The organism is Serratia sp. Je.1.23.a (assembly GCF_051129805.1).
GTDB lineage: Bacteria > Pseudomonadota > Gammaproteobacteria > Enterobacterales > Enterobacteriaceae > Serratia > Serratia liquefaciens.
Genome location: NZ_JBCPSR010000003.1, coordinates 654,504 through 673,704 on the forward strand (window position 1 = coordinate 654,504; position 19,201 = coordinate 673,704).

Here is a 19,201-nt window from a genome sequence, read left to right on the forward strand (position 1 = left end):
TATTCCTCGGGCTGTGGTTACATCGTGCAGACCTTTAGGCCATACTTCGATACATCAGGTGTTAGGCGGCTTTCTCTTTCAGAACTGCAAACACCAAAACTTCTTTTGAAACAGGCTCAATGCCTGAAAATTTACGGGTAGCCTTCTCAATTCTCTCGGCCATATCGGGAGAGGCACGTCGATTGCTATAAGCGATCTGGTCCAGGTACCCGGTAGAGGTTCGAGAGAGCTGAGCAAGACTTTTCCAGTCGGCTTTTGAAGCTGACTGCCTCCAGCGGAGTAAATCGTTGCTCATTAAAATTTACCTTCGTGGTTAAAGATAAAGTGAGTTTATCTTTGTGATAAATTTTATGCAAGACGAATTTATCATTGCGCATATTTATCATTTTGCTAATAGATGGGAACATCTAGGAATGGAAACTAAAGACATACGCCGCAATAACTTGCGCGACCTGATGGACAGCTACGTTCAGGCAGGTAAAACGAAGGCCGAGTTTGCAGAGATGGCAGGATTGCCACCAGCACAGCTAAGCCAGCTAACAAGCAGAACACCGGCACGCAATGTCGGTGATATCGTTGCGCGTAGAATAGAGAAGAGTTTGTCATTACGTCATGGGTGGCTTGACGTGCCGCATGATGTTACAGAGGCACCACACAACAAAGAATCAGGGCAGGTACCCTCCCCGACTAATAATTACAGCTTAAATACTGTCGGAAACAATTATACTGATCATCCATACAGGATAGAGCTGTTGGATTCGGAACATAGTTGTGGGGGCGGCCATATGAATAATGATTATCCTGATATAGTTCAGTCCATTGAGATTGATCCTGAATACGCAAAGAGGATGTTTGGCGGCAGGCCTGCAGAGTCATTGAAGATATCAACTGCATCAGGTGACAGTATGAAAGGGACTATATCGCCAGGTGAACTGGTAGTTATCGATGTTACGGTCCATTCTTTCAAAAGTGATGGGATTTATGCGTTTACGTACGGCGCTGCATCTCATATCAAGAGACTACAGATGGTCAAAGATAAGCTGGTAGTTATCAGCGACAACACCTCTTATGAAAAATGGGAAATTGATCGTAGCAATGAAGATCAGTTCCGCATAGAGGGTTTTATCGTTGGCAAATGGCTTATGGAATATTCCCGTTTAGGCTAAAGCGTTCCCCTACCCCCATCCTCCACATCAAAAATGCCAGCTTTTAGCTGGTTTTTTTTCGTCCACGTCAAAATTGATAAATTAATTTATCATTTAATATCAAAAAGTTAATCTAAAATCCCTTCTAGCCCACTATTTATTTATCATTTTGGTATTTACCATTATTTATCTTTGAGATAAATTAACTCCCATCAACACCGCAACGCCACCAGCAAACCACCGCCACAAACGTTACGGGAAGGGCAGGAAGCCAACAGGAACACGCATCAGGTGAGCGACGTAATCACCCACAGACCCCGAGAGGGACCGACCTGTTACGTTCTTTAAGGAAAGAGTGGATTTACCCTGCCGCTGCCAATACGGGGCGGTAGGCATAAGACCACTGAGAAGGAATTTGTATAACCCATGAAAATTATCTTAACCAACCGTATTCGACGCAGGGCACGTCGGGAAATGCGTGCTCAACGTCGCAGAGCTTTCAAGGCTTTCGGTCATTGTAATCAAGCCAGCCTACTGAATAGCTATGCCCGCTGGTATTTCTAACCTAACCGCGCCCTTCGGGGCGCAACAGCAGGACTCACCATGCAGATCATCTTAACCAAGCGTGAGCGCCGCAAAGCACGCCGGGAATTCCGAACCTTTCGCCGCGTTGCCATCCGAAAATTCGGTAATTGTGATGTTACCAGCTACCTGAACCGCCTTGTGCGCTGGTACTTCTGAATTAAATAGCCCCGGCTGCAGACGCCAATCTTTGCCGGGGCCTGACCAGTAGAACGGAGATTCAACATGATCAACCACAATGTTAACACAATCGTTGTAGACGTTATGCGCGTCGCTCCATCCGTGCAGGCCGTTCGCCTCACCTTCTTTGCCCGTCTGCGCAAAATCCTCTGCCAGAAAGGCCACCCGCTCTAATAGCTTTGCTGTATGTAGTCTTTGGCGACCAGACCGAACTTCAACCCATGAGAGGTGAAGATAATGTTCATAGGCTGGTCGCCCTTTTTCATAGAGAAAAGAACTTAGGCATCTACTAACCGTGGAGGGCGTCACCCGGCCTGAGTTCTTCTCTGTATGTGACGAGGAGAAATATCGTGTCTGAAATTAAAAGCACCCCATTTAGCCAACAACTGGCTTATATCAACCGTGGCGCACTCGACGCCGAACTTACCGAAGCGCTCGCCGAGGTAATTAAACAAGTCCGCGAAACTGGCAAGAAAGGCGCTATTACTCTGACGCTTAATTGTCAAATGTTGAACACTCGCGACGAAAACACAATGAAGATCACCCCAAACGTCAAGAAATCAATTCCTGAACTTGATCGGGCCGACACCATTATGTTCTCAACCGCTGATGGTGACTTAATGCGTGATGATCCATCGCAAGTGCAGATGGATTTGAAAGTGATTGATACCAAGCCTGCCACTGCGCCTATTAAATTAGCGCAAAACAACTAACCCTCGAAACCACCCATAACTGGAAAGGATATTTAATGGACATTACCAACAACAATAATGAAACAGTTAAGCAGATTGCCGAATTGGCAGTAGCAAACAGCTTAATTAAGACTGATATTCCGTATGCTATCGTTCCGGACAGTCACTCGGTAAAATCCCTGAAAGACTTTATCGTTGATGAAACACAAGTTAAACAGGCCGTAACCGTTATCTCGCCTTCTTCTCTGATCGGTTATGTTTCCCGTTTCAAAGACGAGCGCAGTGTTATCTTCGCAGATACTGAAAAAACACGTTTTTGTGCAGTATTGGATTATCACTTGGACGGAAAAACTCCTTTCAAAAATACGCACGTCGTAACGTATGACTGCCCACTGTCCGATGAGTGGAAGGCGTTTTCTCGTTTTGACGCTGAAAAAATGGATCAGGTGACGTTTGCAGAATTTATTGAGCAGTATATTAACTGTATTGCGCCAGCCTCTGATTCAAACCTCACATCAGGGAACGCACTTTTAGAAATGGTGCTGGCCTTCCAGGAAACACGCACATCTGAATTTAAAGCGGTCACTCGTCTGAATGATGGCACCTATCAAATGGCTTTCAGTAACGAAAAAACTGGCAGCGGCAACACGCAACTGCCGGAAAGAATCGCTCTGGCCATTTCACCATTCCATAACGGTACGCCATATCAGATTGATGCTCGCATTCGCTACCGTCTCCGCGAAGGGAAGCTGGCTCTCTGGTATGAGCTGATCGACCCGAAAAAAATCATTGAGCATGCGTACAACGAAATTCTGGTCGACCTGCAAAACCAACTGCCGGACGTACCTCTTTTCGAAGGCCGCATTTAACCCTGATTAAATCCCAATAAAGTGAAGCCTTATGCGCCGCCGTGTGTGGCGCATAGTGAAGCATTTTCACCCCTCAGAATGGAACGATAAATTATGGCAACTTTAAGTCAGCGCTATGCAGCGCGTGAAAGTATTGGCTCTGATATTTCCACACGCAAAACCTTCCTGGTGCCTCTAAATGAAATTTATGCAGAAGAAGGCTATAACGTTCGCGAATTAAATCAGGCGCACGTTGAAGAGTTTAGGGACGCATTTATTGCCGGTGAGTTTATTCCCCCTCTTGCTGTTGAGATAACAGAACAGGGTGTGAAAGTGATCGACGGTCACCACCGTTACCACGGTGCGTTGCTAGCGTCTGCCGCCGGTCATGAAGTGTTGCGCCTTGAGTGTAAGGATTTCGTCGGCACTGAGGCCGATAAAATCGCATTCATGGTCACCAGTTCACAAGGGCTGGCACTTTCCCCAATCGAACGGGGCGCAGCTTACCAGCGGCTTGTGAATCAGGGCTGGACCAACGCAGAGATCGCCAAAAAGGTTAAGCGGTCTGAGTCTGACATTCTCCAGCACCTTCAACTGCAGGAGTGCACCCCCTACGTTAAAAGCCTAGTTCGGGCCGGTACAATGAATTATGCCCTGGCAATCAGCATTAACCGCGAGCACGGCGTTTATGCTGACAAAGAAGCCGCTAGATTAATGAAAAAAGCAGAGGATGCTGGTAAGACGAAAGTCACTAAGAGCATCGCCCAGCCGCAATTCAGCGCCAAAAAAGCCCGCAGGATGCTGGAGCTGCTCTTTGACGCCGTTCCCATTGTTAATGGTGATAGCGACATGCTTATGCTTTCCAAAGGCAGCAAAGACGAGGTGATGCAGATAATCAGTGATTATCGCAATGAAGCCCACCAGCAATGAGCGTCAATTTGAACAACGCGCCTTCGTGGATAACCGCCAAGGCACTGGAAATATTAAAGCAGTTCAGTGCCTGTCAAATATTCCCCAGAAAAACCCACGGTAAAAAATACTTCACCTTCCGGGTTAATAAGCGGTGGCGGTTACTTTCAAAAGATGACGGCCAGAATTGGCAGTTGCTTACCCACAATGATTACAACTCCGTGATCGATACCTAACTCCAAGGACGAGCAATGGATAACTTGAAGGCTACAGCCGACTACTGGCGCAAAGTGAAATCCGGCGAACTACCGGCACCAAGCCCTAATGACATCGACTTCACAATCTGGACTGCCGAAGCTGCAATAAGGCGTATCGCCGAGCTGGAAGCAAAGCTGGCTACGCCCGTGCGGTTGCCTGATTCACGGCAGTGCGTCTCTGGTGACCGCTATCAATGGTCTGACGGGGTTCATAACTACCGACAGGACACTATCGTCACGTTGCGCGAGCAGGGTTTCACTGTGGGGGATGAGTAGATGGAAACTGCTGACTATCTGTATGACGTGCTTATCCCGGCAGCGTCAGAATTCAATAAGATGCTGACAGCTCGCAGGCGGAGATTTATGGCCATTCGCAACGGTAAATCATGCCGAGCAAAATTCTTCTCCAAGGCCGCTGAAAAGGATTGGGTCAGGCTCTGTGCTGAGCGCGGACTTAAAAACGATACGAAGCTGGAGTATTGACCATGCCACAGACACTAACGCCTGAGCGCCTGCGCGAAATCGCAGAACGGAGATCGCCAAGCCTACGCTGGGGTGAGGCTGAACAAATCGCTAAAGTATAAAGTCAGTTCGGCTCACAAGTTAAGTTCAAATCCATATTACATAAGCCTCCCGGTTGATATACTTAAAACCAGTCAGGGTCAACTACGGTGGAGGTAATATGTCAATAAGTGATGTGCATGATGCGCAAGAACTATGGTCTATGGGCATCTTAATGAGAACAGGTGTTTTCACAAACTGTAGAATACATGAAGATGCAGTTTTTGATGGTGGAAATGATGTAGATGCAGCCTATAAATATGCAAACGCTATATTTACTAATAACTCAGATGACACCCCTTTTGAAGACCGTACAGAAATGACTGATTCCATTAAATCAGTATTTGAGGAATACTGCGGGTGTGATAGTTGTCCATCTTGCGAAAGCAACTTCTAATTATTCCATTTATAAGTCGCATGTTTAAAATTACCCGCCAAGTGCGGGTTTTTTATTGTCTGGAGAAAATATGCAACACTTGATGCTTGATATTGAAACTATGGGTAAAAAGCCCAATGCTCCTATCGTGGCCATCGGGGCCGTATTATTTGTTCCGCGTACCGGCGAACTGGGCGAATCATTCTATACTGCCGTTGACCTGCAAAGCGCCATGGCCGGTAAGGCGACACCTGACGCCGATACAATTATTTGGTGGATGAAGCAAAGCAGTGAAGCCCGCGCAGCTATCTGCGTTGACGGTGCGCCGTCGTTGCTGTCTGCGTTGTATGACCTGAATAAGTTTATCCGGGCCAATGTCGCCAATCCTCGTAGTCTGCGCGTATGGGGGAACGGCGTTGTATTCGATAACATTATCCTGCGTGAGTCTTACCAGCGTGAATGCGTTCCGTTACCGTGGGAATGGTACAACGACAGGGACGTGCGCACTATCGTCGAGCTTGGCCGCGAGGTTGGCTTTGATCCTAAGCGTGATATGCCGTTTGACGGCGAGCGTCACAACGCCTTAGCCGATGCTATCCACCAGGCGAAGTATGTTTCCGCAATTTATCAGCGCCTATTTGCAGGCCACCAGCAAGATTAAATCAAGGGGGGTTCATGAATAATAATAAAGAAGGTTCAGAACTGGATTTGCTAACCCCAGAAGAGGTATGCAAACTTATTGGAGGGGTTACTACTAAAACTTTGAGGGATTGGAACAATAATCACCGTCACCGGCAGATTTTAGCGCCCATTCGGTTTACACATAAAGTAGTCCGATATGAGCGCAAAAATGTTTTGGCATTTATCGCTAAATGCAGAAGTGTTTATTAACGTGTATTAGCTCAGACTTGACCTGACAGTTCTCTCGATAGGCACACTATCAAATCGGGCAGTCGGCATTGGGCGAGACGCGAACATTCAAATCTGGAAAAGATATAAGATCGCATCTAGGCCATTTCCAACAACTCTGTATATGAATTAACGGTGGGCAGATCAGTAGGTATCATCTGGTAAACCACGGTCTAGTCGAGCCTTGATATATTGATGTCGTGCGACTTGTTTCTCTGCTGGTGACATTGCCTTGAATTCTGAAATCTGGTTAATCTCTTTCCAGTTTTTGATAGGTCTATAGAATCCGTCGATTTCGTTAGGCCAACCATCCTCATCTGCGTTGCCATAATACGTGCTGTAATGGCTACCATCGTTATAGATAATCTTACCTCCATTAGCAGGCTTGAAAACAATGATAGCGCTCACACCATCCTGATTTTTGAATGAGTAAAGCTTAGTATCGTATTTCTGTAATGTAAGCTTGTATTTATAAGTCTCATCACTCTTATAGACGTAATACCAGTTAATGCCATAAGCAATAGCAGCAAACGCCACAGCAAGTACTACGATACTGATAACAAGCCATTTAGCAAACTTCTTGCCTTTAACAAGCACATTGGAGAGCGGTAGGCTATTAGCCTTTTTGTATTCGTCCTCTGTTTTTTTCCAGAAGTCATTTTCATCTTTCATCTAAGGTACGATCTCATATCACGCTGGTAAGATGGATTGCCTACTCCTCATTGAATAATACATCATAGATGTTAGCAACGTCCACTTCTGGCACAGAGCTATCTGTCATATTAGGTGTGTCAGTTCAAGTCTGAGCGAATTCAATTAACGTTTCTTTCTTAACAATGCGACCTGTGCGAGTATGCTGGTCTCATGGGCTTCAAATGCCAGCCGCTTTAATGCCATTTCTTCGTTTAAAATCTCATCCGAGAAATCATAGAATTCCCCCATCGGGTCTGATTCCTTGTCAGAGTGATGCATGCAAAGAATGCTAATTTCTTTCGAGTCACTGCGAGAATGCCCTTTGTTACGCATAGCAGCAATGATATTGCTCTTGAGGAATTTACGGCACATTGTATTAAATGCACCTTCCTTTCCCTTCACAGTGCCATCGTGTCTAACACCCTTCACGGCGTTCTCTGGACTGTATGTTTTGATAAGCTTGTCCAGAGAACGTTTGGCAAATGGTTTCGCCGGGTCACGTGGCTGAAGGAATACATACTCCTTATTGCACCCTTCTACCGAGTCTCGCCATTTCTTCTGTTCCTCCAGAATTTGTCTGATGCCAGGCGTGATCGGGAGGCGGAATTCCTTCTGCGTTTTCATCGCCCCTCGCATACCAAGCACACCAGCTGGATAGACAATCTCACCTAAAATTTCGTTTATAAAACTCCATCGCAAATTACTAACGTTGATCGGGCGTACCCCAGTTAGAATCATGTACCTCATAGCATTTTTTTGATGCACTGAGCTGGCGGCGGCTATGTTCAACCATAGACCGGCGATCGACTCAATATCAGTATATAGACGGGTCGGCGTCGGCTTCTGAACACGTGAAGATATATAATCGCTTGGCAGACTTGCGGCAACGTTACGGCCATTGCAGTAACGAGGTGCACCGAACTTCCAGAAACGCCGAAGTTCTGCCGACAACTCCAGCGCCTGGTTATTGGACTTTGTTTCAATCCAAAGGTCGAGAACCTCAAGCAGCCGGTTGTACGTTATATCGCTAAAAACTTCACGCTCACCAAATGCGGCGGCGATCTGCTTTGTCCTGGTGCAGTAAGTTTTATAACTATCCTCACCCAGCTTTTGACGCTCAACCTTCGCCTGTAAGTCCCCTTCATACTCTTTGATGGCCATCTGAACTGACTCAGCCTTCAAGCCATTATCCGCAATATCCTTCGCCTTTTCTCTGGCAATCTGAATAGCTAACTCCGGCCATTCCCCTAACTTTTTACCCTTCAATCCCATCTTCTTTGGAAACTCAGCATAGAACGTAACCTTCCCTGCTTTACTAAAATCTATGCGAAGGTAGCTGTCCTTTTCGTACTTGGATCGCCGGGCCTGTCCGACCTGCGCCAAAATGATTTTGGCAGCAGTAACACAGACCCTTATGTGTGAGCTTGCGTAGGGTGGCTTGCAGTCTTCCCAACGGGCTGATGCGGCTAAGAACTCATCATTATTGGGGTTATCCTGCTTCTGTGTTACAGTGCGCGGCATTGATATTTCCTTGTATCAGAGGCCACCAGCTTGAAGCTCACACATGAGGTTATATCTGGAGGCTAAAAAGGGCATGTGTTGCCATTCTGTGTTGCTGAACATGGTTTTTCAATGTTTGAAACACTGTATAAATATACACATAGTGCGGAATCGTGCGCAATAGGAAATGCAGATAACTGCATGATTTAAATAGAATAAAAGCGTAAGTGATTGATATGGCTTTACTAATTACAAAGCGGTGCATCAACTGCGACATGTGCGAACCGGAATGCCCAAATCAGGCCATTTCGATGGGCGATGATATCTACCAGATCGATACCGATCGCTGTACCGAATGCGTCGGTCATTACGATATCCCAACCTGCCAGCAGGTGTGCCCGATCGACAACACCATTATCGTCAATCCAGAGCACCGCGAAACCAACGAACAGCTGTGGGACAAATTTGTGGTGCTGCATCATGCCGATCGGCTGTGACACAGAAATTCAGATCGACAAGGGCGCCAACAGGCGCCCTTTTTTTCATGGCCGATCGCCGGCTTACCCTTCGATAATCACCGTCGCGCAAGCATAACGGCGTTCATCTGCCAGCGAAACGTGAATGGAGGTCACCCCCATTTGCTGCGCCAGCTCGGCGGCGCGAGCATGCAAGCGGATATTCGGCTTGCCGAGACCGTCGTTGAACACTTCAAACTGATTAAACGCCAATCCGTTTCGTATCCCGGTGCCGAAGGCCTTGGCGGCAGCTTCTTTCACTGCAAAACGCTTGGCAAGAAAGCGCACCGGCTGCTGATGCTGCTGATACACTTCCCATTCGGCATCGCTCAGTACGCGACGCGCCAAGCGATCGCCGCTGCGCTCGACAACCGCTTCGATACGCGCCATTTCAACGATATCGGTGCCCAGCCCCAGTACGGCCATTAGCGACGCGCTTCACGCATCAGCAGTTTCATATCCGTCACCGCCGCCGGCAGGCCGCACATGACCGCCTGGCCGATAATCGCATGACCGATATTCAGCTCATGCATTTCCGGCAGGGCCGCGATCGGCTGAACGTTATGGTAAGTCAGGCCGTGGCCAGCGTTGACCTTCAGGCCTTTCTCTGCGGCGTAGGTGGCGGCAACGGCGATACGATGCAGCTCGGCTTTGACCGCCAGTTCGCCTTCAGCTTCCGCATAAGCGCCGGTATGAATTTCAATGTAAGGGGCGCCCACCGCGACCGCTGCATCAATTTGGCGATGATCGGGATCGATAAACAGCGAAACCAGAATACCGGCCTGCGCCAAGCGTTCAACGGCGATGGCCATTTTTTCCTGCTGCCCGGCAACGTCCAGCCCACCTTCGGTAGTCACTTCTTCGCGTTTTTCCGGTACCAGACAGCAAAAGTGCGGTTTCAGCTCAACGGCGATATCCACCATTTCATCGGTCACGGCCATTTCCAGATTCATTCGCGTCTGGATGGTCTGGCGCAAAATGCGAACATCGCGATCGGTGATATGACGACGGTCTTCGCGCAGGTGCACCGTGATCCCGTCAGCCCCTGCTTGCTCGGCAATAAATGCCGCCTGAACAGGATCCGGATATTGGGTTCCGCGCGCGTTACGTAACGTGGCGATGTGATCGATATTGACGCCCAGCAGCAAATCAGCCATGACAACCCTCTAAAAAACGATTTTCAGTGGCCGTAGTTTACACGCGGGTGCAGTAGCGCAAAAGGAGAAAAGGTCAGGCGTCGTCGACCGGCGTATCCGGCTGTTTACGGACAAACTGACGGAACAGCTCGCGGCTCTTGAGCGGCTTACCGCCCAGGTAGGGTTTAAGCGCCATGCGGGTAAAACGCTTGGCGGCACGCAAGGTTTGCACATCAGGGAACTGACGCTCCGCCAGCGCGCGTAATTCGCGGCCGGTAAAGCTGTAGTGATCCACCACCAGACTGGCGATAAAGCCTTTTTCCTCACGGTAGCGGTAGGTCATACCGTCATCGACCGGCAGACCGCTGCCGGCGCAGTGCAGGAAGTCCAGACCGTAACCCAGGTGATTCAGCAAGGCCAATTCGAACTGGCGCAGTGCCTGCTCCGGCGAAACGTCTTCTGCCGCAAGCGCCTGCAAACATTGCAGATAGTCGAAGAACAATACCGAGTAATTGGCTTCTTGCTCAAGCACCCGTGACAGCAGCTCATTCACGTAGAGGCCGCTGTACAGCATCATGCCGCTGAGAGGTAAACCTAGGGACACCGCTTCGGCGTTACGCAGCGTTTTGACTTCGCCGCGACCACCCCAGCGGACTAACAGAGGGGTAAAGGGCTGCAGACAACCCTTCAGATTAGAACGACGGCTGCGCGCGCCTTTTGCCAGCAAGCGCACCCGTCCATGACCTTCCGTGAACATATCCAGCATCAGGCTGGTTTCACTGTACGGTCGTCCATGCAGGACGAAAGCGCGCTCCCAGCCGTCCATTGGAGAGGTTATTTCAGATCGTCGGTATAGCCCAGGCTACGCAACGCACGTTCGTCGTCCGCCCAGCCCGATTTCACTTTCACCCACAGTTCCAGATGTACTTTGGTTTCAAACATCTGTTCCATGTCCTGACGGGCTTCGATACCGATGGTTTTGATCTTCGCACCTTTGTTGCCGATGACCATCTTCTTCTGGCCTTCGCGCTCAACCAGGATCAGACCGTGCACGTTGTAACCACCGCGCTCGTTCGGCACAAACTGTTCGATCTCAACCGTCACCGAGTAAGGCAACTCTTCACCCAGGAAACGCATCAGCTTTTCACGGATGATTTCCGACGCCATAAAGCGCTGGGAACGGTCGGTGATGTAATCGTCCGGGAAGTGGTGTTCCGCTTCCGGCAATACCTTGCGCGCGATAGCGGCGATGGTATCGACATTCATACCTTTCTCCGCAGAGATTGGCACCACATCGAGGAAGTTCATCTGTTGGCTGAGGAACGCAATGTGCGGCAACAGCTTGGACTTGTCGGTGACGTTGTCGACCTTGTTGATCGCCAGCACAACCGGGCATTTCAGGCTGCGCAGTTTGTTGACCACCATTTCATCGTCGGCGGTCCAGTTAGTGCCTTCAACTACGAAGATCACCAGCTCGACGTCGCCGATTGAGCTGCTGGCGGCGCGGTTCATCAAACGGTTGATGGCGCGCTTTTCTTCGATGTGCAGACCCGGGGTGTCGACGTAAATGGCCTGATAGGCGCCATCGGTGTCGATACCCATAATGCGGTGACGGGTCGTCTGCGGTTTACGCGAGGTGATGGAGACTTTTTGCCCCAGCAGTTGGTTCAGCAACGTGGATTTGCCCACGTTGGGACGACCGACTATCGCAATAAAACCACAGTATTGTTTTACTTCGCTCATTCAAGCTCCAGATTTTTCAGCGCTTGTTCCGCTGCCGCCTGCTCGGCTTTACGACGGCTTGAGCCGGTACCCATTACGGGCTCGCTCAAACCACTCACCTGACAGTGGATAGTAAACTCCTGATCGTGCGCCTCACCGCGAACCTGCACCACCAGATAAGAAGGTAACGGCAGATGACGACCTTGCAAAAACTCCTGTAAACGGGTTTTGGGGTCTTTCTGCTTATCACCGGGGCTGATTTCGTCCAACCGGCTGCGATACCAGTCCAAAATCAGTCGTTCAACAGTTTGAATATCGCTATCCAGGAACACGCCGCCAATTAAAGCTTCCACCGTATCCGCCAGGATTGATTCGCGGCGGAATCCACCACTTTTCAACTCACCCGGCCCGAGGCGAAGACACTCGCCCAGATCGAACTCGCGCCCCATCTCCGCCAGCGTATTGCCGCGCACCAGCGTGGCACGCATGCGGCTCATATCACCCTCGTCTACGCGAGGAAAACGATGATAGAGCGCATTGGCGATGACAAAACTAAGAATAGAGTCACCCAGAAACTCAAGACGTTCATTGTGTTTACTGCTGGCGCTACGGTGAGTTAACGCTTGCAGCAAGAGCTCCTGCTGTTGAAAAGTGTAGCCCAGCTTCCGCTGTAGCCTATTTATTACGATGGGGTTCATGAGTTACCAATAGATCAAGAATGCGTCAAAAACTTGCAGCATACGGAACAGGCCTGCTTCGCCGAAAGCCAATCCAAAGCTGTTTCGTTTGCAGTGGCTCCCAACAGGGAGCCAACTTTTTATCGCTCGAGCCGGTATTCTACAACGAGTGGAAATATAATGCTGCGTTTATAGACGCCTGATTAATGAATTCCACCGATGCGGCTAAATCTTACGCCGGTAGGCCATTCGCCTTCCTGCTTTTCAAAACTCATCCAGATAGCCGTGGCTTTACCCACCAGATTTTTCTCCGGTACGAAGCCCCAGTAACGGCTGTCGGCGCTGTTGTCGCGGTTATCACCCATCATGAAGTAATGACCCGCCGGCACAACCCATTCCGCCAACTGTTTACCCGGCTGCTGGTAGTAAGCGCCCACCTGATCCTGCGTGCCTGGCACGGTCAGAATATGGTGAGAAACCGAGCCCAGCGTCTCCTGGCGTTCACGCAGACGGATACCGCCCTGCGGCACGTTGTCGCTCAACGGGATCTGGTAAAAGCCATTGCTGGCTTCGCCCATACCGCTGCGGCTGAACAATTGAACAAAGTCGCTTGGCTGCGCATCGTTGTAAGTCACCGCTAACGCGGTATCGCATGACTGACCGCTATTACAGGATGGCTGAACGGTTACGCGCTTATTGACCGGATCGTAACTTACACGGTCGCCAGGCAAGCCGACTACGCGCTTGATATAATCCAATTTCGGATCCAACGGATATTTAAATACCGCAATATCACCGCGTTTCGGATGACCGGTTTCAATTAGCGTGGTCTGGGTAATAGGATCTTTAATGCCGTAGGCATATTTCTCCACCAGAATAAAATCGCCAATCAACAACGTCGGCATCATCGAACCGGACGGAATCTGGAAAGGTTCGTAAATAAACGAACGCACCACAAAGACCAGCAACAACACCGGGAACACCGACGCGCCAGTTTCAATCCAACCCGGCTGCTTTGCCACTTTCGCCAGCGTTTTATCGTCCACGGCGCCCGCAGTTTGTGCATTGACCGCCGCAATCTTGGCGCGGCGGGCAGGCGCCCATCTAAAGCGCTCAAAGGCCCAAATGATCCCGGTTGCCAACGTTGCCAGCGCCAGGATCAGGGCAAACATATTCGCCATGCAAACTCCCTAATTACGCGAACTAATCGCTCTTACTTACTGTCTTTGCCAACGTGCAGAATGGCCAGGAACGCTTCTTGCGGCAACTCTACGTTACCGACCTGCTTCATACGTTTCTTACCGTCTTTCTGTTTCTGCAACAGCTTCTTCTTACGGCTAACGTCGCCGCCGTAGCATTTTGCCAGAACGTTTTTACGCAGCTGTTTCACCGTGGAGCGCGCGATGATATGGGTGCCGATCGCCGCCTGAATGGCGATGTCGAACTGCTGACGCGGGATCAGCTCTTTCATCTTCTCCACCAGCTCGCGGCCACGGTATTGCGCATTGTCGCGGTGGGTAATCAGCGCCAGCGCATCCACACGCTCGTTGTTGATCAGCACGTCAACACGCACCATGTCAGAGGTCTGGAAGCGTTTGAAGTTGTAATCCAGCGACGCATAACCGCGTGACGTAGACTTCAGACGGTCAAAGAAGTCGAGTACCACTTCCGCCATCGGGATTTCGTAAGTCAGCGCAACCTGATTGCCGTGATAAACCATGTTGGTTTGCACGCCGCGTTTTTCGATACACAGCGTGATGACGTTACCCAGGAATTCCTGCGGCATCAGCATGTGACATTCGGCGATCGGCTCACGCAGCTCTTCGATATTGTTCAGTGGCGGCAGCTTGGACGGGCTATCAACGTAAATCGTCTCTTTGCTGGTTGTTTCCACTTCATACACTACCGTCGGTGCGGTGGTGATCAGCTCCAGATCGTATTCACGTTCCAGACGTTCCTGGATGATCTCCATGTGCAGCAGGCCGAGGAAGCCACAACGGAAGCCGAAGCCCAGCGCGGTGGAGCTCTCTGGCTCATAGAACAGGGAGGCGTCGTTCAGGCTCAGCTTGCCCAACGCATCGCGGAAGGACTCATAGTCGTCGGAGCTGATCGGGAACAGGCCCGCATAAACCTGCGGCTTCACTTTTTTGAAGCCCGGCAAGGCTTTGTCCGCCGGCTGGCGCGCCAACGTCAGGGTATCACCCACCGGCGCACCGAGGATGTCTTTGATTGCGCAGACCAACCAGCCTACTTCGCCACAGTTCAACACGTCGCGATCGACACGCTTCGGCGTGAAGATACCCAGACGATCGGCGTTGTAGGTTTGGCCGGTGCTCATGACTTTAATCTTGTCGCCCTTGCGCATGGTGCCGTTTTTAACGCGCACCAGGGAAACTACGCCCAGGTAGTTATCGAACCAGGAGTCGATGATCAGGGCCTGCAGTGGCGCATCCGGATCGCCTTGCGGCCCCGGGATATCGCGCACCAGGCGTTCGAGCACTTCCGGCACGCCAACACCGGTTTTGGCGGAACAACGCACCGCGTCGGTCGCATCGATGCCAACGATATCTTCAATTTCCTGCGCGGCGCGGTCAGGATCGGCAGCCGGCAAGTCAATTTTGTTCAGTACCGGCACCACTTCCAGATCCATATCCAGCGCGGTGTAACAGTTAGCCAGAGTCTGAGCTTCTACGCCCTGCCCGGCATCGACCACCAGCAGCGCGCCCTCACAGGCGGCCAGTGAGCGCGAAACTTCGTAAGAGAAGTCAACGTGCCCTGGGGTGTCGATAAAGTTGAGCTGATAGGTTTGACCGTCCTGCGCCTTATAATCCAGCGTGACGCTCTGCGCTTTGATGGTAATACCGCGCTCGCGCTCCAGATCCATAGAATCGAGCACCTGCGCGGCCATTTCACGTTCGGTCAAGCCACCGCAAATTTGAATGATGCGGTCGGACAGCGTCGACTTACCGTGGTCAATGTGGGCAATAATGGAGAAATTTCGTATATGCTTCATTATAAAAGTTTTTCTGCCTTGGTATTTCTGAATTACTCGCCTATAGAAACCCGCATGGACCTAAAGCGACAGTGAATGGGTTCGGCCGTCTTGCGCCTGAATCGCTGCATTCTACATGTCACAACACTGAAAACCTAGCGATCGGTGCAGTGAAGGCATTCTATTATGTGCACTTTAATGTTACAGAGCGCCCCGGGTTATGAAAGCTGATGTTAACAAAACTCAGCGTGCTCACAACACCGCGTTGCAACAGCCGTTGCCCTCTGCATTTCTTTCTCCGCCATCGGCGGGATCCGGTAGTAATACATAACCGCCAATAACGCAATAAACCCTCTCCGAGTTATTGATTAAATAATATCTGGATCAATATCTTAGAATTGCCGTCTACCCCTCCGGCTTTAGGAAAAACCCCATATACGCCTCCCGGTAGCTTCTATAGAAATGAAGGTGAACACCGTGACAAAACATAATTCAGGGCACTACATCGGCATGCCCACCGGGGTTCACCAGCATATCTCTACGTATTGATTGGAAGGTGCAAAATGATCGATAAAGGGCAAATGCTGAGCCGGCACGATTTTTCTAAGGTCAATTGGGGCATTCTGACGGCAGCGGCGCTGCTGTTAACCATTGGTGCGGCGCTGCTGTTGCTGCCGCTGCTGAGCAATATGGATGAAAATGCAATACTGACCCTACTGCAAACCGGCGCAGCCACTATTGTACTCGGCTGTATTCTTCTGGCGCTACGCCACTATCTGCGGCCAGCGGTGACTTACCGTCTGTACGAACATGGCGTTAGGGTGATTAACCAACATAGTCACAAAGAACGCTTTATCCCCTTTGAAAAAATTGGGGATATTTATCGTTTTCGCGGCGGGCGACTGTTTGGCGGGCTATTCGACGTAATGGCATTTCGTGCCTCGGCTGAACACCCTTGGTACCCGGTGTTCAGCAACCTGTCTCACTCCTGGCGGCTGGCTGATACCATTATTAATCAGCAGATCCAGCAACGTGGGCCGCTGGCGCTGAATGCGTTGTATCAGGGGGAAGTGCTGTCGTTTCACTATCTCAGCTGCGGAGCTCGCTGGCTGAATCATTTATTGCCCGGAAACCGACAAGGAAAACAGGTTCAAACGCTGCAGTTGAGCGCGACGGCGCTTATCACGGCACAAGGATCAATCCCGATTGAACAGATCCGTGAACTCGAGAATAATCCACGACGTGGCACCATTCGACTGCTGGATAACCAGGGGAATGCGTTGTTTACGATAGGGTATTTTTCGCTGCTCAGCGCAGACCTGTTTGTCGCACTGTTAGAGCATATGATCTACAGCCGCATCCCCGCCTACCATAACCGGCGGTGACGCGGCCGAAGTTTTAACGCAGAGGTTCGTTTTCCGTCTGCAGGCGCATGGCCCCAGGCGGTAAACCAATTTGCAAAACGACAGGTTGGTAATTGGCTTGCTCGCCGAGACGATGAGCCAGACCACGCGCCAGAATAAAAGCCAGGCCACCGCCAAGCAATGCACCGAGCGCGGCAGAAGCGTCAGTACCCAGCCAGTATTGCAACAGGCTGCCACCCAGCATCATTCCCACCAGCGGCGTCAGATAAACCAGCATCGCTGAACGCAGCAAGCTGCCTTCTGCAATGCCTACTTCGACGCGTTGACCCGGCTCGAGCGGCTGCTCAATGCGTACCTGCAGTTGGTGTTCGGTTTCCGGCACCAATTCGTTTAACGCGCGCGCACCGCATCCAGAGCGAGCTGTGCAGCTGCCGCATCCGGCTTTAGGTTCACAACGCAACAGCGCCACGCCCTGTTGCCACGAGACGACCGTGGCCCACTCTTTCATCATTGTGGTGATACCTTGAAGGAAATACTGTCTGCAATACGTTTGGCCGTTGCCGGCGGCAATTCGCCAACAATGGTAATCTCATTGCCGTTACGCACTTCGGTTTGAATCGTGCGTCGACCCTGACGATAATACTGCTGGCCCGCACCGCTGCCCGCAGGGCTGATATTGACCGAGAAGCTGAATAAACCATCGCTGTAAAGCCGTGACTCTACCGGCTCTGTCACATTCGGCAGTTTACGGCGATTACGCGCCACCTCGTCCACCCCAGCCGGTAACCAGCCCGTGCTCCAGCTCAGCTTGATTTTATCTACCGCAGGCAGCGACAGCAATGGTGGCAGGTTAGCTTTGATCAGCCCTTCCATCACGCCCTGTACTTGCGGCCCGACCACGAACGAAATCACCCGATATTGCTCCAGCGTTTCACCGTCGCGATCGATCAGATCCACCCGCAGTGGCAGCTTGGTATCTTCGTCCATCCAGACTATATAGCTATAGCGTGAGCCATCACGCGCAACCACGCGAATCACTTCGCAGGGACGATCGGAAATACGGGTGCTGCCAACGGAGATGAAATCGTAATATTTCGCCAGGCGGCTGAAATCGGCATAAACAATCGCCGGCAACGCATCGACGATATGATCGCCGGACAGCGTAAAGGGTTCCAAACCGGGTTCGAAATAGCTGATCCCGCCGCCGCGCTGTAACACTTCACGACGTGGACCATCCATATGCAGCAGTTGACCGAGAGGCAATTGATCGATCACCGCATGACGATAACGCAGCGATTCAATCCCCTGCTTGCTGATGCTGATATAGGCGAGTTCATAATTGAGCGAACGGCTGGCACTGCTCATCTGTTGCAACAACGCCCCGGACGCAGTGGGCTGCGCCGGGGCGATGCTTGAGTAGAGCAGGCTGCCCGTCAATAGACAGACGGAGAACCAAATTTGCTTCATTACTGCTGTTGCATTCCTAAAGACTGAGTTCCGGGAACCTGAACGGCAGCCTGTTGTGGTGTGCTTTGCTCAAGCTGCAGCTGATCAGAATGCAAACGACGTTGCAACTCATAATCTTGCAGCATAGCGTTAATGCGTTTGCGCTGTTCCTGCACCTGCTGCTGTTGTCCGCTGCCGGTAGAGAAACTGTCTGCCGGCACACCAAGGCTAACCGGTGACGCCTGCCCCATGATTGGCAATGTGGTGAATGCAGGTGATTCTGCAGCACCCGATTGGGCAGCTGGCTGATTGTACTGCTGTACGCCGACAATCACCGCGAGCGACACGCAGGCCGCCATGCCAATCTGTGTGATCTGGCTGGCCCAAGGACGAACTTTGTCCCAGAACGGCATTTTTTGCCAGGTATGTGGTTGCGGCTGAGACTCAGGCACGGCAGAAGGAACCAGACGTGCGGGTTCTTTCTCAAGTGCAGCAGCAACACGATCTGCGATATCGAAATGCATGACTTGCCCGATATCACCCCGTAGTGTGTCACGTATCAGGTGATAGCTCTGCCAGCTTTGTTGAAGCGCCCTGTCTTTAGACAATGAACTCAGTAGCTCGCTGTCGAGCGATTCTCCATCCATCAGAGCGGAAAGCTTTTCTTTCTGCATGCCTAAGTACCCTTCCTGTGTCC

The 19,201-nt window shown here is 50.8% G+C and carries 25 protein-coding genes and 1 pseudogene; 12 read left to right on the forward strand and 14 right to left on the reverse strand.

Going from position 1 to position 19,201, the window contains the following annotated elements; translation table 11 throughout:
* Positions 1-61: 61 nt before the first annotated feature.
* Positions 62-295 (reverse strand): transcriptional regulator, encoded by a 234-nt coding sequence (locus AAZT04_RS15315; protein ID WP_410528943.1) that lies wholly within the window; start codon positions 293-295, stop codon positions 62-64.
* Between the two features lie 55 nt (positions 296-350).
* Between AAZT04_RS15315 and AAZT04_RS15320 the strand changes: the two genes are divergently transcribed.
* A complete protein-coding gene (locus tag AAZT04_RS15320) occupies positions 351-1,166 on the forward strand; it encodes a S24 family peptidase (protein WP_410528944.1) in 816 nt (271 codons plus the stop codon).
* A gap of 594 nt (positions 1,167-1,760) precedes the next feature.
* On the opposite strand, the gene AAZT04_RS15325 is transcribed toward AAZT04_RS15320, so the two are convergent.
* Positions 1,761-2,072: a hypothetical protein gene (locus tag AAZT04_RS15325; RefSeq protein ID WP_434680762.1), complete on the reverse strand. Its 312-nt coding sequence runs from the start codon at positions 2,070-2,072 to the stop codon at positions 1,761-1,763.
* Positions 2,073-2,257: 185 nt separating this feature from the next.
* Between AAZT04_RS15325 and AAZT04_RS15330 the strand changes: the two genes are divergently transcribed.
* From AAZT04_RS15330 to AAZT04_RS15370, 9 genes are all read left to right on the forward strand, one after another.
* Positions 2,258-2,620 (forward strand): hypothetical protein, encoded by a 363-nt coding sequence (locus AAZT04_RS15330; protein WP_434680764.1) that lies wholly within the window; start codon positions 2,258-2,260, stop codon positions 2,618-2,620.
* Positions 2,621-2,655: 35 nt separating this feature from the next.
* Positions 2,656-3,468, forward strand: a complete 813-nt coding sequence (locus AAZT04_RS15335) for a DUF2303 family protein (RefSeq protein WP_020828243.1) — start codon at positions 2,656-2,658, stop codon at positions 3,466-3,468.
* 93 nt (positions 3,469-3,561) lie between these two features.
* Positions 3,562-4,377, forward strand: a complete 816-nt coding sequence (locus AAZT04_RS15340; RefSeq protein WP_434680767.1) for a ParB/RepB/Spo0J family partition protein — start codon at positions 3,562-3,564, stop codon at positions 4,375-4,377.
* Entirely contained in the window at positions 4,374-4,592 is a 219-nt protein-coding gene (locus AAZT04_RS15345) for a ParE family toxin-like protein (RefSeq protein WP_434680770.1), read from the forward strand. The genes AAZT04_RS15340 and AAZT04_RS15345 overlap by 4 nt, the downstream gene beginning before the upstream one ends.
* 15 nt (positions 4,593-4,607) lie before the next feature.
* Positions 4,608-4,889, forward strand: a complete 282-nt coding sequence (locus AAZT04_RS15350) for a hypothetical protein (protein WP_434680772.1) — start codon at positions 4,608-4,610, stop codon at positions 4,887-4,889.
* Positions 4,890-5,096, forward strand: a complete 207-nt coding sequence (locus tag AAZT04_RS15355; RefSeq protein ID WP_434680774.1) for a hypothetical protein — start codon at positions 4,890-4,892, stop codon at positions 5,094-5,096.
* 199 nt (positions 5,097-5,295) lie between these two features.
* Complete coding sequence (locus AAZT04_RS15360; RefSeq protein WP_434680775.1) at positions 5,296-5,571, forward strand: hypothetical protein; 276 nt, start codon at positions 5,296-5,298, stop codon at positions 5,569-5,571.
* A 70-nt stretch (positions 5,572-5,641) separates the two neighbouring features.
* Positions 5,642-6,211 carry a 3'-5' exonuclease gene (locus AAZT04_RS15365; RefSeq protein ID WP_434680777.1) on the forward strand — a complete coding sequence of 190 codons (570 nt, stop codon included), beginning with the start codon at positions 5,642-5,644 and terminating at the stop codon, positions 6,209-6,211.
* Between the two features lie 14 nt (positions 6,212-6,225).
* The gene (locus AAZT04_RS15370; RefSeq protein WP_434680779.1) at positions 6,226-6,441 is read left to right on the forward strand and encodes a DNA-binding protein; all 216 of its coding nucleotides are present in this window, start codon (positions 6,226-6,228) and stop codon (positions 6,439-6,441) included.
* A gap of 162 nt (positions 6,442-6,603) precedes the next feature.
* On the opposite strand, the gene AAZT04_RS15375 is transcribed toward AAZT04_RS15370, so the two are convergent.
* Positions 6,604-7,131, reverse strand: a complete 528-nt coding sequence (locus AAZT04_RS15375; protein WP_434680781.1) for a hypothetical protein — start codon at positions 7,129-7,131, stop codon at positions 6,604-6,606.
* 144 nt (positions 7,132-7,275) lie between these two features.
* Positions 7,276-8,673: a recombinase gene (locus AAZT04_RS15380; RefSeq protein WP_434680783.1), complete on the reverse strand. Its 1,398-nt coding sequence runs from the start codon at positions 8,671-8,673 to the stop codon at positions 7,276-7,278.
* Positions 8,674-8,888: 215 nt separating this feature from the next.
* Between AAZT04_RS15380 and AAZT04_RS15385 the strand changes: the two genes are divergently transcribed.
* The gene (locus tag AAZT04_RS15385; protein ID WP_041414859.1) at positions 8,889-9,149 is read left to right on the forward strand and encodes a YfhL family 4Fe-4S dicluster ferredoxin; all 261 of its coding nucleotides are present in this window, start codon (positions 8,889-8,891) and stop codon (positions 9,147-9,149) included.
* Between the two features lie 63 nt (positions 9,150-9,212).
* Here the strand turns inward: AAZT04_RS15385 and acpS are convergent, their stop codons facing one another.
* The 7 genes from acpS to lepA form a co-directional block, all read right to left on the reverse strand.
* Positions 9,213-9,593: a holo-ACP synthase gene (gene acpS, locus AAZT04_RS15390; protein WP_020828251.1), complete on the reverse strand. Its 381-nt coding sequence runs from the start codon at positions 9,591-9,593 to the stop codon at positions 9,213-9,215.
* Positions 9,593-10,324 (reverse strand): pyridoxine 5'-phosphate synthase, encoded by a 732-nt coding sequence (pdxJ, locus tag AAZT04_RS15395; RefSeq protein WP_046372886.1) that lies wholly within the window; start codon positions 10,322-10,324, stop codon positions 9,593-9,595. Before pdxJ ends, acpS begins: the two co-directional genes overlap by 1 nt.
* Positions 10,325-10,397: 73 nt before the next feature.
* Complete coding sequence (gene recO, locus AAZT04_RS15400; RefSeq protein ID WP_020828253.1) at positions 10,398-11,129, reverse strand: DNA repair protein RecO; 732 nt, start codon at positions 11,127-11,129, stop codon at positions 10,398-10,400.
* 8 nt (positions 11,130-11,137) lie between these two features.
* Complete coding sequence (gene era / locus AAZT04_RS15405; RefSeq protein WP_020828254.1) at positions 11,138-12,046, reverse strand: GTPase Era; 909 nt, start codon at positions 12,044-12,046, stop codon at positions 11,138-11,140.
* A complete protein-coding gene (rnc, locus tag AAZT04_RS15410; RefSeq protein ID WP_041414862.1) occupies positions 12,043-12,723 on the reverse strand; it encodes a ribonuclease III in 681 nt (226 codons plus the stop codon). Before rnc ends, era begins: the two co-directional genes overlap by 4 nt.
* Before the next feature lie 182 nt (positions 12,724-12,905).
* Complete coding sequence (gene lepB, locus AAZT04_RS15415; protein WP_020828256.1) at positions 12,906-13,883, reverse strand: signal peptidase I; 978 nt, start codon at positions 13,881-13,883, stop codon at positions 12,906-12,908.
* Between the two features lie 32 nt (positions 13,884-13,915).
* Positions 13,916-15,715 (reverse strand): translation elongation factor 4, encoded by a 1,800-nt coding sequence (gene lepA / locus AAZT04_RS15420; RefSeq protein WP_020828257.1) that lies wholly within the window; start codon positions 15,713-15,715, stop codon positions 13,916-13,918.
* Between the two features lie 542 nt (positions 15,716-16,257).
* Between lepA and AAZT04_RS15425 the strand changes: the two are divergent.
* Positions 16,258-17,096: pseudogene (locus AAZT04_RS15425) on the forward strand (hypothetical protein).
* Here the strand turns inward: AAZT04_RS15425 and rseC are convergent.
* Genes rseC through rseA form a run of 3 tightly spaced genes read right to left on the reverse strand, consistent with a single transcriptional unit; the run spans position 17,093 to position 19,178 of the window.
* A complete protein-coding gene (rseC, locus tag AAZT04_RS15430; protein ID WP_046372820.1) occupies positions 17,093-17,569 on the reverse strand; it encodes a SoxR-reducing system protein RseC in 477 nt (158 codons plus the stop codon). The pseudogene AAZT04_RS15425 and the gene rseC sit on opposite strands and share 4 nt — an antisense overlap.
* Entirely contained in the window at positions 17,566-18,525 is a 960-nt protein-coding gene (gene rseB, locus AAZT04_RS15435; RefSeq protein WP_020828260.1) for a sigma-E factor regulatory protein RseB, read from the reverse strand. The genes rseC and rseB overlap by 4 nt, the downstream gene beginning before the upstream one ends.
* Positions 18,525-19,178, reverse strand: coding sequence for an anti-sigma-E factor RseA (gene rseA, locus AAZT04_RS15440; RefSeq protein ID WP_020828261.1), 654 nt, complete (start codon positions 19,176-19,178; stop codon positions 18,525-18,527). The genes rseB and rseA overlap by 1 nt, the downstream gene beginning before the upstream one ends.
* Positions 19,179-19,201: the final 23 nt, after the last annotated feature.